The sequence below is a fragment of the Streptomyces sp. SID12488 genome (assembly GCF_010548275.1).
Lineage (GTDB): Bacteria > Actinomycetota > Actinomycetes > Streptomycetales > Streptomycetaceae > Streptomyces.
This window is the reverse complement of record NZ_JAAGLT010000025.1, coordinates 35942-49512: the sequence shown is the minus strand read 5'-3', so window position 1 is coordinate 49512 and position 13571 is coordinate 35942. Positions and strand designations below refer to the sequence as shown.

The 13571-nt window shown below is 70.9% G+C and carries 13 protein-coding genes; 5 read left to right on the top strand and 8 right to left on the bottom strand.

Translation table 11 applies throughout. The features are described from left to right. Entirely contained in the window at positions 1-306 is a 306-nt protein-coding gene (locus G3I56_RS30750) for a 4a-hydroxytetrahydrobiopterin dehydratase (protein WP_164414664.1), read from the bottom strand. Positions 307-465: 159 nt separating this feature from the next. On the opposite strand from G3I56_RS30750, the gene G3I56_RS30745 reads away from it, so the two are divergent. Continuing rightward, the gene (locus G3I56_RS30745; protein WP_164414662.1) at positions 466-1371 is read left to right on the top strand and encodes a helix-turn-helix transcriptional regulator; all 906 of its coding nucleotides are present in this window, start codon (positions 466-468) and stop codon (positions 1369-1371) included. A gap of 14 nt (positions 1372-1385) precedes the next feature. On the opposite strand, the gene G3I56_RS30740 is transcribed toward G3I56_RS30745, so the two are convergent. After that, entirely contained in the window at positions 1386-1802 is a 417-nt protein-coding gene (locus G3I56_RS30740; protein WP_164414660.1) for a hypothetical protein, read from the bottom strand. 245 nt (positions 1803-2047) lie between these two features. Between G3I56_RS30740 and G3I56_RS30735 the strand changes: the two genes are divergently transcribed. After that, entirely contained in the window at positions 2048-2911 is an 864-nt protein-coding gene (locus tag G3I56_RS30735) for a helix-turn-helix transcriptional regulator (protein ID WP_164414658.1), read from the top strand. Positions 2912-2987: 76 nt separating this feature from the next. Continuing rightward, positions 2988-3803, top strand: coding sequence for an SAM-dependent methyltransferase (locus G3I56_RS30730; RefSeq protein WP_164414656.1), 816 nt, complete (start codon positions 2988-2990; stop codon positions 3801-3803). An 88-nt stretch (positions 3804-3891) separates the two neighbouring features. Here G3I56_RS30730 and dnaK read toward each other — a convergent pair whose 3' ends face one another. The 6 genes from dnaK to G3I56_RS30700 all read right to left on the bottom strand — a co-directional run bounded on the left by dnaK (position 3892) and on the right by G3I56_RS30700 (position 12006). Then, complete coding sequence (dnaK, locus tag G3I56_RS30725; protein WP_164414653.1) at positions 3892-5769, bottom strand: molecular chaperone DnaK; 1878 nt, start codon at positions 5767-5769, stop codon at positions 3892-3894. Between the two features lie 159 nt (positions 5770-5928). Further along, a complete protein-coding gene (locus G3I56_RS30720; protein WP_164414651.1) occupies positions 5929-6357 on the bottom strand; it encodes an OsmC family protein in 429 nt (142 codons plus the stop codon). A gap of 78 nt (positions 6358-6435) precedes the next feature. Next, positions 6436-8238 (bottom strand): hypothetical protein, encoded by a 1803-nt coding sequence (locus tag G3I56_RS30715; protein ID WP_164414649.1) that lies wholly within the window; start codon positions 8236-8238, stop codon positions 6436-6438. Continuing rightward, positions 8235-9296: a MoxR family ATPase gene (locus G3I56_RS30710; RefSeq protein WP_164414648.1), complete on the bottom strand. Its 1062-nt coding sequence runs from the start codon at positions 9294-9296 to the stop codon at positions 8235-8237. The genes G3I56_RS30715 and G3I56_RS30710 overlap by 4 nt, the downstream gene beginning before the upstream one ends. Before the next feature lie 113 nt (positions 9297-9409). Beyond that, a complete protein-coding gene (locus G3I56_RS30705; protein ID WP_164414646.1) occupies positions 9410-11485 on the bottom strand; it encodes an alkaline phosphatase family protein in 2076 nt (691 codons plus the stop codon). Between the two features lie 86 nt (positions 11486-11571). Continuing rightward, entirely contained in the window at positions 11572-12006 is a 435-nt protein-coding gene (locus G3I56_RS30700) for a hypothetical protein (RefSeq protein WP_164414644.1), read from the bottom strand. A 121-nt stretch (positions 12007-12127) separates the two neighbouring features. On the opposite strand from G3I56_RS30700, the gene G3I56_RS30695 reads away from it, so the two are divergent. Beyond that, on the top strand, positions 12128-12904 hold the full coding sequence (locus tag G3I56_RS30695) for an MBL fold metallo-hydrolase (RefSeq protein ID WP_164414643.1): 777 nt from the start codon (positions 12128-12130) through the stop codon (positions 12902-12904). Further along, a complete protein-coding gene (locus G3I56_RS30690) occupies positions 12904-13530 on the top strand; it encodes a VTT domain-containing protein (RefSeq protein ID WP_164414810.1) in 627 nt (208 codons plus the stop codon). The genes G3I56_RS30695 and G3I56_RS30690 overlap by 1 nt, the downstream gene beginning before the upstream one ends. Positions 13531-13571: the final 41 nt, after the last annotated feature.

Here is a 13571-nt window from a genome sequence, read left to right as displayed (position 1 = left end):
TCAGCTCGCCCCGTGGCCCGGTGCAAGGGCCTCGACTCTGCGGGCGAGCTGGAAGTCGAGGTCCGTGACAGCGCCGCCCGCACTGTGGGTGTTCACGGTGAGCGACACCGTGTCGTAGCCGAGGGTGAGGTCGGAATGGTGGCCCAGTTCCTCCTGGACCTGGGCGATGTGGATGACCAGCGCCGTCGCGGCGAAGTGCGAGCCGAGGCGGTAGGAACGGGCGATGCGGTCCCCGTCGAGCGACCAGCCCGGCAGTTCCGCCAGCCGATCCTCGATCTCCTTCTGTGACAGCGGTTCGACGGGCATGGCCACGCTCCTTCCCTGATGTGGGGTGCTCTCCCAGCGTGCCACAGGCCGGGCGTTCCGGCCCAGGTCAGGAGGGTGTCCGACGGCCGTTTCGTACGTCGGGGACCGGCCGCTCGTTCGCTCGCCCCCTCTCTGCCGCGCCTCGGCTACGGTCGTCGTATGACCACGGTCCCGACCAACAGCGCGGCCCGCCTCATCGCCCCCACGGGCAAGGCGCACAACACGCACACGGGAGCCGGCCCGCTGCTGCGGGTCTGGCGGGCGCGGCGGCGCGTCAGCCAGCTCGAACTGGCGCTGCGGGCCGACTCGTCCGCCCGCCACATCAGCTTCGTCGAGACCGGCCGTTCCCGCCCGAGCGAGGAACTGCTGCTTCGGCTCGCGGAACACCTGGACGTCCCGGTCAGGGACCGCAACGCCCTTCTGCTGGCGGCCGGTTACGCCCCGCGCTACCGCGAGACCCCGCTCGACGACCCGGCGCTGGAGTCCCTGCGCGAGGGTATCGAGCGGCTGATCCAGGGCTACGAGCCCTACCCGGCGTTCGTGGTCGACGCCACGTACGACGTCCTGGCCGCCAACCGGGGCATCCTGATGCTCCTCGAAGGTCTCCCCGAGTCCGTGCTGGCGCCGCCGCTGAACGCGATGCGCCTGACCCTGCACCCGGACGGCCTGGCCCCGCGCATCCTCAACCTTCCCGAGTGGCGCGGGCACCTGCTCGGCCAGATGGAACGCCAGATAGCCCTGCACCGCTCGGACCCACTGCGCGCGCTGTACGAGGAGGTCGCCGCGTACCCGGTACCGGAGGGACGGGAGAAACGGGAGGGCCCGGCAGACCGTACGGCCAACTCGGCGTCCGTGTCCGTGTCCGCATCCACATCCGCACCGGAATCCGCGTTCGCGTTCGCCCTGCCGATGCGGATCGAGCACGAGGGCCGAGTACTCTCCTTCGTCTCGTCGATCTCCACCTTCAACACCCCGATGGACATCACCGTCGCCGAGCTGGCCATCGAGACGCTCCTCCCGGCCGACCCGGCGACGGTCAAGTACCTTCACTCGATGATGCGTTGATGCGTTGATGATCCTCAGCGATTCGCCCGCAGCGATACGTACTGCAGCGCGGCGAACCCCGCCACGACGGCCGCCTGCAACACCGCCCAGACCGCCCCGGCCGTGCTGGGGGTGAGCCACAGAGCAAGCGCTACGCAACTGAGCACCGCCCAGGCGAGGTTGACCTCTATCACCGCCCGCACCGGCAGCACGGCCGGGTGCCTGCGGGAGGCCAGCCATCCGACGGCCCCGGCGTACAGGGCCAGGATCAGGCCGAGTTCGAGCAGAAGCTCCGAGCCGACGCCGAGGAGACGGGCGAGCGGGCCGGCCGCCACCAGGTAGGCGATCGCGTTCGCTCCGGTCACCAGCGCGTCCAGCGCCAGGAAGCGGCGCAGCATCACGGGCGGTTCGGCGGACCGGGCGGCGAGCGTGGCGAACTGGGTTGCGGACATGGCGGATCCCCTCCATCGAGGTCGAGACAGAAGTGGAAGCAGAATCGGGGCAGAAGTCGATGTAGAACCGGAACCCGGGTTCCGGACCGGAGTGCGCCGCCCCGGAACCCGTTGTCACCACTGTTCCGCGCATGCTCACCGGGGTCGATTACCTCCGGGGTAATCTCCGGGCTTCGAACCTGTCGGGCCGAGAGCGGAACGTGACACACTGTGCGCGTTACTTCGGCGCGTAGGGGAGGCGTGGCGTGAGTGAGCGGCGGGCTGCGCCCACCGTGGGCCAAGTGGTGCTCGGGAGACGGCTCCAGGAGCTGCGCGAGGCCGCCGGGCTGAAACGGGAAGAGGCCGCGCGAGTGCTGCGGGTGGCTGCGGCGACCGTACGGCGGATGGAAATGGCCGAGGTCTCCCTCAAAATCCCTTACGTACATGTGCTGTTGACGGCGTACGGCGTACCCGAGGACGAACTGGCCGTGTTCGTGGACCTGGCCGAAGAGGCGAACGAGCCCGGCTGGTGGCAGCGGTTCTCCGATGTCCTGCCGGACTGGTTCAGCATGCATGTGAGCCTGGAGGGCTCCGCGCGGCTGATCCGCTCCTACGAACCGCACTTCGTGCCCGGCCTGTTGCAGACACAGGAGTACGCGCGTGCCGTCATGGAGGCCGGGACGATCGGGCACACGGGCCCCGAGGCGGTCGAGCGGCATGTGTCGCTGCGCATGGCCAGGCAGAAGCTGCTGACCCGCGAACACCCGCCCCACCTCTGGGTGATCATCGACGAGACCGTGCTGCGAAGGCCCGTGAGCATCGATGGCCAGGTCATGCGGGACCAGTTGGACAGTCTCCTCGAAGCGTCGGAGAGCGGCCATGTCACCATCCAGGTCGCCGAGTTCCGGGACGGCCCGCATCCAGGTACGTCGGCGCCCTTCGAACTGTTCCGCTTCGCCGAGCCGGAACTGCCCGACATGGTCTACACCGAGTACCTGACCGGTGCGCTCTATCTGGACTCCCGCCGAGAGGTCGCCTCGCACCTGGAGGTCCTGGACCACATGACTGCGGGTGCCGCTTCGGCCCAGCGCACCAAGGAGATCATCGCCGAGTACCGCGACGGCTACTGATCCCCGAGCCGCCGATCCGCACAACCGCCCGCAGCACTCTCCGGACGACTCACGGCACTTGAGGAGCACACACCGCATGACCGCACCCGAGGGCGCGCCCACCCGCATAGACACCAGCAGACCCCACCCCGCCCGGGTCTACGACTGGTGGCTCGGCGGCAAGGACAACTATCCGGTGGACGAGGAGCTGGCCCGCAAGATCCTCGCCGTCGACGGCACGGTGCTTCGCGGCGCACGCGCCAACCGCCGGTTCATGCAACGTGCGACGCGGACCGCCGCCGAGGCCGGGATCCGCCAGTTCCTGGACATCGGTACGGGCATCCCCACCGAGCCGAACCTGCACCAGGTCGCCCAGGGCGTCGCCCCCGAGGCCAAGGTGGTGTACGCGGACAACGACCCGATCGTGCTGCGGCACGCACAGGCCCTGCTGCACGGTACGGCCGAGGGCACCACCGAGTACGTGCACGCCGACGCCCGCGACCCCGAGACGATCCTGCGCCTGGCCGGGGAGTCCCTGGACTTCAGCCGGCCCGTCGCGCTGTCACTGGTCGCTCTGACCCACTACCTCGGTGACGATCCCGAGGGCGACGACGTGCACGGCCTGCTGAAGAAGTACGTCGACGCGCTCGCCCCAGGCAGCTATCTGATCCTCTCCCAGGTCACCCCGGACCTCAGCCCCGAGGCCATCGCGAAGGCGGCCGAACACTTCCGGCGCAGCGGCACCCCCTTCTTCCCCCGCCCCCTCGCCGAGTTCCACCGCTTCTTCGACGGCCTGGAACTACTGGGCCCCGGTGTGATCCCCGTCTACGGCTGGCGCCCGGACCCGGAGGACGTGGCAGCCCAGGCGGAGGGAATCGTCCCGGTGTACGCGGGCGTAGCCCGCAAGCCCTGAAGGTGGCACCCCCGCGCCCCTTTCCAGGGGCGCGGGGAACTGCGCGACCAGCCACAGCAGACCCACGCCCCGCGAACCACCCCACCCCTTACCCCTTCCCGCCACCACCACCGTCTTCCCGCTCGTCATCCACGATCTCCGCCTCCACAACACCTTCGTCCTCCCCCGCCGAGGCGGACTCACCGGTGTCCCGTCCCTCCGTCGGAGACTGTTGCTGGGCCTGCGAATACATCGCCGCCCCCATCCGCTGACTGACGGTGGCGAGCTTCTCGACACCGGCGCGCAGCACACTGATGTCGGTCTCCTCGGAGAGGAATCCCTTCACCTCCGCGACGGCCTCCGCGACCTCGGACTTCGCCTCCGCCGGCACCCGTTCCTCGTTGTCCCGTACGAACTTCTCGGTCTGGTAGACGAGTTGCTCGGCCTGGTTGCGCGTCTCGGCCGCCTCCCGGCGCCTGCGGTCCTCGTCGGCGTACTGCTCGGCCTCACGCATCAACCGGTCGATGTCGTCCTTGTGGAGCGCCGACCCGCCCGTGACGGTCATCTTCTGTTCCCGGCCGGTGGCCAGGTCCTTCGCCGAGACGTGCATGATCCCGTTGGCGTCGATGTCGAAGGCGACCTCGATCTGCGGCACGCCGCGCGGGGCCGGCGGCAGCCCGGTGAGGTCGAAGACGCCCAGCTTCTTGTTGTACGCGGCGATTTCACGTTCGCCCTGGTAGACCTGGATGCCCACCGAGGGCTGGTTGTCGGCGGCCGTCGTGAAGATCTCCGAGCGCCGGGTCGGGATCGTGGTGTTGCGCTCGATGAGCTTGGTCATGATGCCGCCCTTGGTCTCGATGCCGACGGACAGCGGGGTGACGTCGAGCAGCAGGACGTCCTTCACGTCACCGCGGATGACACCGGCCTGGAGTGCGGCTCCCAGGGCGACCACCTCGTCCGGGTTGACGCCCTTGTTCGGCTCCTTGCCGGTGAGCTCCTTGACCAGTTCGGTGACGGCGGGCATCCGGGTCGAGCCACCGACGAGGATCACGTGGTCGATCGCGGCGAGCTGCACTCCCGCGTCCTTGATCGCCTGGCTGAAGGGCTTCTCGCAGCGGTCGAGCAGGTCGGCGGTGAGCTCCTGGAACCGGGCGCGCGTCAGCTTCTCCTCGAGGTGCAGCGGTCCGTCGGCGGAGGCCGTGATGTAGGGCAGGTTGATCGTCGTCTCGGAGGAACTCGACAGTTCGATCTTCGCCTTCTCGGCGCCCTCGCGCAGCCGTTGCAGCGCCATCTTGTCGCCGCCGAGATCGATGCCCTGCTGGCCCTTGAAGCGTGTGACGAGGTGGTCGACGATCCGCTGGTCCCAGTCGTCGCCGCCGAGTTGGGTGTCGCCGTTGGTCGCCTTCACCTCGATGACACCGTCGCCGATCTCCAGGAGCGACACGTCGAAGGTGCCGCCGCCCAGGTCGAAGACGAGCACGGTCTGTTCCTCGCCCCGGTCGAGGCCGTACGCGAGGGCGGCGGCGGTCGGTTCGTTGATGATCCGCAGCACCTTGAGGCCGGCGATCTCCCCGGCCTCCTTGGTGGCCTGCCGCTGGGAGTCGTCGAAGTGCGCCGGCACGGTGATCACCGCGTCCGAGACGTCCTCGCCGAGATACGCCTCCGCGTCCCTCTTCAGCTTCTGCAGCACGCGCGCGGAGAGTTCCTGGGCGCGGTAGTGGGTGCCGTCCATGGAACCCTGCTCAGGGAACCGCCAATGACCGTCTCCCATATGACGTTTGACGGAGCGGGCGGTGCGCTCCACATTCGTCACGGCCTGCCGCTTGGCGACCTCGCCGACGAGCACCTCCCCGTTCTTCGCGAAGGCCACGACGGACGGTGTGGTCCTCGCTCCCTCGGCGTTCGCGACGACGGTGGGCTCACCGCCCTCCAACACTGCCACCACCGAGTTCGTGGTCCCGAGATCGATCCCGACCGCACGTGCCACAGCTGTCCCCTTCCGCCAGGACGCTTCCCGCCCTCCACCACCGAACCTGAGTGCCTGCTCGTCAGTCCTTCCTCCGGGCTCCCTCTTTGAAGTACCCCGAAAACGACGATGCCGCGCACCTCGGACATCGAGGGGCGCGGCAGGGTGCGTGAGCGAACGTCAGGCGAGCTTCGCCGACAGCGTGATCGTCGTACCGGTCAGGGCCTTGCTGACCGGGCAGTTCTCCTTGGCGCTCTCGGCGGCGGCGACGAAGGCGTCCTCGTCGATGCCCTCCACGGTGCCCTCCACGGTGAGGTGGATGCCGGTGATGCCCTCACCCGGCTGGAAGACGACGTCGGCCGAGGTCAGGAGCTTGGTCGCCGGGGTTCCGGCGCCGGCCAGGGCGTGCGAGAACGCCATGGAGAAGCAGCTGGAGTGGGCGGCGGCGATCAGCTCCTCGGGGCTGGTCTTGCCGTTCGCGTCCTGGGCGCGCGAGGCCCACGTCACGGGCTGCTCGGCGATGGCACCGGAGGAGTCGAAGGTGACAACGCCGTTGCCCTCCAGCAGGTTGCCTTCCCAGACGGTGTGTGCAGAGCGCGTGGTAGCCACGGTTCTTCCTTTCGCGTGTGGGTCCCGAAGCCGGGGTTCCGTATCCCCCATCCGATCACACTTGGGCTCACTTCCGGCTCACTGCACGCGAAAGACCGGCCCCCGTGCGGTGAACGGCAGTCGGGCACCCTGCGGAATCAGATAGGCGTGCTCGCGCCGCACCCGCAGGACGTCGCACCAGCCGTCCGTGATGACCAGCACGGGCGCTCCCGGCGGAAAGTCGTCGGCCCGGTGCAGCAGGTCGACGCCCGGCTGGAGCACCGTCCCGCCGCGCCCGTGCACCCGGACCCGTTCGGCGATCTCGGTGACCGCCAGATAGCCCGCGTCGTGCGCCGCGGCATCGCAGAACACGACCCGCGCCGCCGGTACGTCCCGTGCTCCGGCGTACGAGGCGATCGCGCCCAGCGCCTTCCCGAGCAGCGTCCGGTCCATCGACCCGGAGGTGTCCAGCACGACCCCGAACGTGCAGCGGGCGATCTCCTCGGGCGGGAAGTACCGCCCCGCGCGCGGGATGTCGGGGGTGGACGACTGACGGCGCGAGGGGCGCGCGTACGACCGTACGGGCTCCGGGCGGGGCACGAACTCGTCGAACCAGCGGGCGAGTTGGGCGTCCCAGGGCAGCGGCGGATGGTTCAGGGCGCGGATCTCCTCGATCAACCCGCCCGGCAGGTAGCCGCGTTCGTGCTGTTGGTGCAGGTTCAGCCCTTGACCGAGGCCGCGCCGGTAGAACTCGTCGAGGTCGACGTAGTCGCGCGGTGAGCCCAGCGGAGCGCCCAGGACATCGCAGGCGCCCTTCCCACGCAGGGTGGACAACCGGCGCATCCGGCGCAGGTCCTTGGCGATCCGGTCGTACACCTCCTCCGCCGAGAGGTCCTTCAACTCGGCGTCGTACAGCAGCCCTTCGGGCATCGTGCCGACGTCCATCTCGGCCAGCCAGCCGTTGATGACGTAGTCGCAGGCGACGTTGAAGAGGTACGGGTCGCGGGTGCCGCAGCGGTCGCCGTGGCGCAGGGCGGCGTGCAGCATCTCGTGGGCGAGGACGAACCGCCATTCCTCGTCGTCCAGTTGGCGCAGCGGGTTGATGTAGATCTCGCCTGCCTCCGCGTTCACGGCGGCGACGGAGATGCCGTGGGCCTGGGCGAGTTCGAGGTCGGCGACGAGCCTGATGCCGGCCGCGATCCCGCCGAGCAGCGGGAAGGAGGTGACGAACCAGCTCAACGCCTTCTCCCAGGGCCGCGGTCGGGCCGACTCGTCGGACATGGACTCGCGTCGGCCGCCGGCCACGTCCATCGCCGTCGCCATCGTGCGGGTCAGGGCGTGGGCGAAGGCGAGCTGCCAGTCCGGGACGGACGGGGCCCACTTGTCGTACGGTTCGAGCCACTGGTCGGGCTCGCCGCCCGCCGTACCGCAGCCCTCGAACGCGGCCGGGATCGAGCCCGCGCGCCGCCAGCGGGCGGCGAGTTGCTCCTCGTCGCCGTCGGGGTAGGCGCTCGGCAGGAGTTCGGGGGCGGTGCCGACCGGGAAGCCGAGCAGGAAGCGGTTGACGACGACGCAGCGGGCGGCGAGGTCGTAGCGGTCGGGCTGGACGCGCTCGCCCTTCGCCGCGGGCACGTGCCCGAAGCCGAGGTGGATGACGCCGTGCGCGACGGCCCACGCCCACTCGGCCGGTTCGGCGCGCCGGGTGGGGTGGGCGTGCAGCACCCCGTCGGAGTCGACGCGCACCAGTCCGTCGCCGGGCGAGAGGACACAGCTCTCGTACCGGCAGGTGACGAACTCCACCGAGCCGAGCGCCGGGTTGGCGCGCACGAGGGCCAGCCCGGCCTCGTACGCCTCCTTCGCGAGGTCCTTCTTCTTCCGCGCCTGCTTGTGCGCCCGGCTCACCGCCGCGCCTCCACGAGCCGGGGCATGTCGCGTGCCGCCTCGACCAGGAACCAGGCGGGCAGCAGGGGGTTGCCGTCGGCGTCGGCGGCGATGACGCTCTGCGCGACCTCCACCGAGATCTCGGCGAGCTGTACGAGCAGCGACTTGGCGCGGTACGCGGCCTCCCGCCCGTTCGGCGACATGTGCCCCTTGCTGACGGGGAGTTCCTTGACGAGCCGGCCGCGGAACGACTCGGCGAGGTAGTAGAGCAGGTCGCGGTCCTCGATGCGGTGGGGCCAGCGGGCGTCGCCCTTGATGATCGCGTCGATGCCGAAGCGGCTGCGCACGATCTTGACGTACCCGCAGAACGCGGTGGCGTGCGTCGGTGTCAGCGCGCCGTGCGCGATCACCTTCAGGGTCTCCTCGTCGAGGGCGGGCCCGAAGGAGTGCAGGGCGTCGGAGAGCATGTGCCAGGAGCGGGGCGTGGAGAAGGGCTCCTCGGTCTTCGGCGGCTTGGACCAGAGGTGGTCGGGCCGGTCGGTGAGGTGGTCCACGACCCAGGGGTGGATGTCGTTGTTCGCGGCCCAGACCAGCCAGTCCTTCGGCGAGGCCTCCAGGTGGACGTGGGCGAGACGGTTGATCAGTGCGGAGGCGATCGGCCGGGCGAGGGCGTTGTCCGTGGCGCGGTTGCCGGCGCCGATCACGATCGAGCCCTTCGGCAGCTCGTAGTTGCCGATGCGGCGGTCCAGGATCAGCGAGTAGAACGCCTTCTGGACGTCCGGTGTGGCCGCGTTCAGCTCGTCCAGGAACAGGCAGTACGGCTCGTCCCGGGCGATGGCCTCCGGCGGGCAGAACACGGACCGCCCGTCGCGGATCTGCGGTACGCCGATCAGGTCCTCCGGCGCCAGCTGCGTACCGAGCAGGCTCACGCACTCCAGCCCCAGCGATTCGGCGAACTCCCTCACCAGGGAGGACTTTCCGATGCCGGGGGCGCCCCAGAGGAACACGGGCCGAACGGTCGCGAGACCGAGCAGCAGTTCCGGAATCCGGGCGGGAGTGACAGTGACGGCAGCCTGCACGCAAATACTCCAGGGGGTTCGCAGGGAACGGAGCGCGCGAAGGCGCGAGGTCCGGTACGAACAGTGTGGGGACGCAGGCTCGGGAGCGCAGCCGAATTTCCGGCGGCCGGCGCTCAGGCGACCCGGTGGTCCCCGGGAACCCCCAGGGGCACCTGCGGCCCGTTGCACTCGCGCAGCCAGCGCCGCAGTACGCGGTGGATGTGCTCGGCGCCGACCAGCTCCTCCCCCTCCTCGGCCGCCGCCGACAGCCCGAGGGGCGCCATCAGGAAGGGTCTGCCCTGGTCGCCGCCGAGCCCGCCGTGCGAGCCGATCTGCTCCTCGAAGGCGAGCACCTCGCCCTCGGCCGGGTCGTACCAGGAGTTGACCATGATGTCGGCGGTGTGCGGGAAGGAGTGCGTACGGCGCACCGCGCTCGCCGCGCCGGGCCCGAAGTCGGCCAGCGGACCAGGGAGTTCGTCGCCCAGCTCGTCCACCGGGATCTCCGCGCCGTGCGCGCCCAGCACCACCCCGCCGTGCTCCTCGCTTCGGACGAGGACGAAGCCGACGCCGGGATGGTTGGCGAGGGTGGTGAGCAGCGCGGGATGGCGGGCGTCGATCTCCTCCCTGGTCATGCGGTGATGCACGTCCGGGAAGGAGATGAGCCCGAGGTTGCCGGAGGCGAGCACCAGCGGTTCGGAGTGGCGGCCCGGGGGCACGTGGCGCCCGCCGTCCTCCTCGACGGGCCTGTGCAGCGCGGCGCGCACGGCGGCCCGCGCCTCGGCTCCGCTGTGGGTGCGCCGCGCCTTGCGCGGTACGGGCAGTCCGCAGCCGGCTCGGACCAGGTCGCCGAGGCCGAGTCCGTACCGCCCACGGAAGGTCTCGCCGGGACTCTGTCCGTGGTCGGAGAGGAGGACGATCCGGTACGGACGGGGCGCCTGCTCGGCGATCTGCGCGATCAACGCGGCGGAACGGTCGAGGCGTTGGAGGACCTTCTCGGCGTCCCGGCTGTGCGGACCGGAGTGGTGGGCGACCTCGTCGTAGGCGACCAGGTCGGCGTAGACGGCGGTGCGCCCGGCGAGCATGTCACCCATCACTGCGGCGACGACCACGTCCCGCTCGACGACGGTCGCGAAAGCGCGGATGAAGGGGTAGAGGCCGCCGCGCGCCACCCGCGGGCGCCGTTTACGCATCCGGGCCACGGTCGACTGGCCGATCTCGCGGCCGGCCTCGGCGAAGAAGGACAGGGCGGTGCGGACGGCGTTGGCGGGGTCGGAGAAGTAGGAGAAGTAGCCGGCGCGGGAACGGTTCTCCCGGCCGCGCCGCCGCCCCGCGATGGACAGCACGAGGGCCTGCTCCTCGGCGCCGCCGCTGAAGAGGTTGCCCCGGCTGGCCCCGTCGACCGTGAGCAGTCCGCCGTCGCCGGTGTGTTCGACGGCCCGGCGCTGGAGTTCGGCGGCGCTGGTGGGCCGGTTGCAGACCATGACCTCCCCGGTGTCCTTCTCGTACCAGCGGAAGGCTGGGATGTCGTGGTTGGTGCCGTGCAGGATGCCGAGCTGGCTGGCGCCGGTCTGACTGGACCAGTCGGTGCGCCAGGGGGTGAGCCGATGGGAGGCGCCCAGCCAGCTCGCCACGGTCGGCATGAGCCCCTTCTCCACGGCCCGCACCAGGACGTCGTGGCCGACGCCGTCGAGCTGCAGGAACACCACACCGGCCGTCGTGGGGCCCTCGAACCGCCGTGCGGTGCCGCGTCGGTCGGCGAGGCGGTAGAGCCGTCTTCGGTAGGCGTCGTCGTCCCGTACGGCCAGTGCCGCGCCCGTCGCGGAGGCCACGGCGGACATCACCGCGGCGACCACCACCGCGGTCTCCGGGGCGGCCTCGGGGCGGTCGGCCGGAGTCAGCCGCAGGGCGACGAGCAGCAGCGCGCCGTTCAGGAAGAAGACCAGCAGGCCGAGTACGAGGGCGGGCACGAGCAGCAGCAGCCGCACCAGCACCGGCCAGGCCAGGGCGGAGAGCAGACCGAAGGCGCCGGCGCCGATGGCCGCGGTGACCGCGATCCTGGTGGCGCTGTCGCCGTCACCGGACCGGATCTGGAAGTCCGGCAGGATGCCGGCGAGCACCAGCATCGTCAGCGTGGACACGGCCCACACCGCGACGCTCCGCCCGATCTGGCTGACGATCCGCCGCCAACGCCCCGCACCCACGTCCCGCACACCTCACGTCCCGGCCCGTCCCCACGGCTGGCCTGTGCACACCCTGTCACAACGTGGGAGCGGAGCCCGGTCTGCCCCGGGAAGGTTCAGCGGCCGTCGTACCCGGCGGTCGGCATGGAGAGACGACGATGGACCCGGGCCTTCATCTGAGCGTCGTACGACGGTTCCGCGCAGCCCACCGTCTCGACCCGCACGCCGCGCCGCTCGCACTCGGCGGTGAACTCGTCGACCGAGGTCAGCGCCTGTTCCAGGACCCGCTGGCTGGGCGCCACGAAGAGGTCGAGGCCCGGCTCGACGCCGTCCCACAGGGCGCAGTGGTCGGGGCGCAGACCCCGTACGAGCAGTTCCCGGGTGACGACGTAGCCCTGCTCGGCGGCCCAGCGGGCGCACATCGCGTGCTGGCTGCGTGAGTCCACGAGGAACGGCTCCTCGTCGAGTTCCTCGAGCGGCGTCAGGCTGGCGATCGCGGTGACCCGCGGTACCGGGCCGGGCAGGCCGACGGCGGTGTGCGCGTGTCCCATGGCGTCCCCCTAAGCTCCGGGCTTCCCCGTTCACCTCGGGGTTTCCCCACTCGCCCCGGGTTTCCCGCCGACCCTACTCCTGCCCGTAGGCTTCGGGGAGTCGCGCGAAGGAGGCAAAGGGGTGCCGGTGGAGATCACGTGGTGGGGTCACGCCGCCTGTACGGTCGAGGACTCGGGCGTACGCGTGCTCACCGATCCCCTGTTCGTGCGCCGGCTCGCCCACCTGCGGCGTCGCCGGGGCGAGTTGCCCCCGCCCGGCGCATGGCGCGCGGACGTGGCGCTCGTCTCGCATCTGCACTCCGATCACCTCCATGTGCCCTCCCTCGCGCGCCTCGCGCCGGGCACGCGCCTGATCGTGCCCCGGGGCGCGCCGAAGGCGGTACCGGGCCTGTCGCGACGCCTGGCGCATCTCCGGATCACGGAAGTGGCCCCCGGGGACCAGATGAAGGTCGGTGACCTGGTCGTACGGGCCGTTTCCGCGCGGCACGACGGGCGGCGGCTGAACGTCGGGCCGCAGCGGGCGCCCGCGCTCGGCTATGTGATCGAGGGCGAGGCGCGGACGTATTTCGCCGGGGACACGGGCCTGTTCGCGTCGATGGCCGAGGAGGTCGGGCCGGTCGACGCGGCGCTGCTGCCGGTGGGCGGCTGGGGACCGTATCTCGGCGAGGGGCATCTGAACGCGGAGCGGGCGGCGGAGGCACTGGCTCGGTTGGCGCCGCGCAGCGCGGTGCCGGTGCACTACGGCACGTACTGGCCGATCGGAATGGACGCCGTGCGCCCCCATGAGTTCCACGCGCCGGGCGAGGAGTTCGTGCGGCTCGCGGCGGAGCGCGCGCCCGCGGTCGACGTGTACCGGCTGGAGCACGGGGAGAGCGTGCGCCTGGAGGTCGCACGGTGATCGTGGTCCTGGCTGCCGCCTCGACCTCGGGGCAGGGGTCGGCGGGGCAGGCGATCGGCTATCCGACGCTGTTCCTGCTGGTGCTGATCGGGGCGCTGGTGCCGGTGGTGCCGACGGGGGCACTGGTGAGTTCGGCGGCCGTGGTGGCCTTTCACCAGACCACGCCGCTCGGCATGGTCCTGGTGTTCGCGGTGGCCTCACTGGCCGCGTTCCTCGGCGATGTGGCGCTGTACTGGCTGGGCCGACGCGGCATGGACTCGAAGAACGGCTCGCGCTGGCTGGCGGCGATCCGCAACCGGGCGCCGGAGGACCGTCTCGCGCAGGCCCAGGAGAAGCTGAGCGAGCACGGGGTGGCGGTCCTGGTGCTGTCCCGGCTGGTGCCGGCCGGACGTATCCCGGTGATGCTGGCCTGTCTGATGGCGAGGTGGCCGGTACGCCGCTTCGCCCGCGGTGACGTCCCGGCCTGCCTCGCGTGGGCCGCGACGTACCAGCTGATCGGCGTCCTCGGCGGTTCGCTCTTCGACGAGCCCTGGCAGGGCGTGGTGGCGGCGGTCGCCCTGACGCTGACGATCAGCGCGGCGCCCAGTGCGTGGCGGCGGGTGCGCGGGATCCGCGGGGCGGCCTGAGCGAGCGGGCCGGGCGCCAGGCCCAGTCACCACTGCCGCCC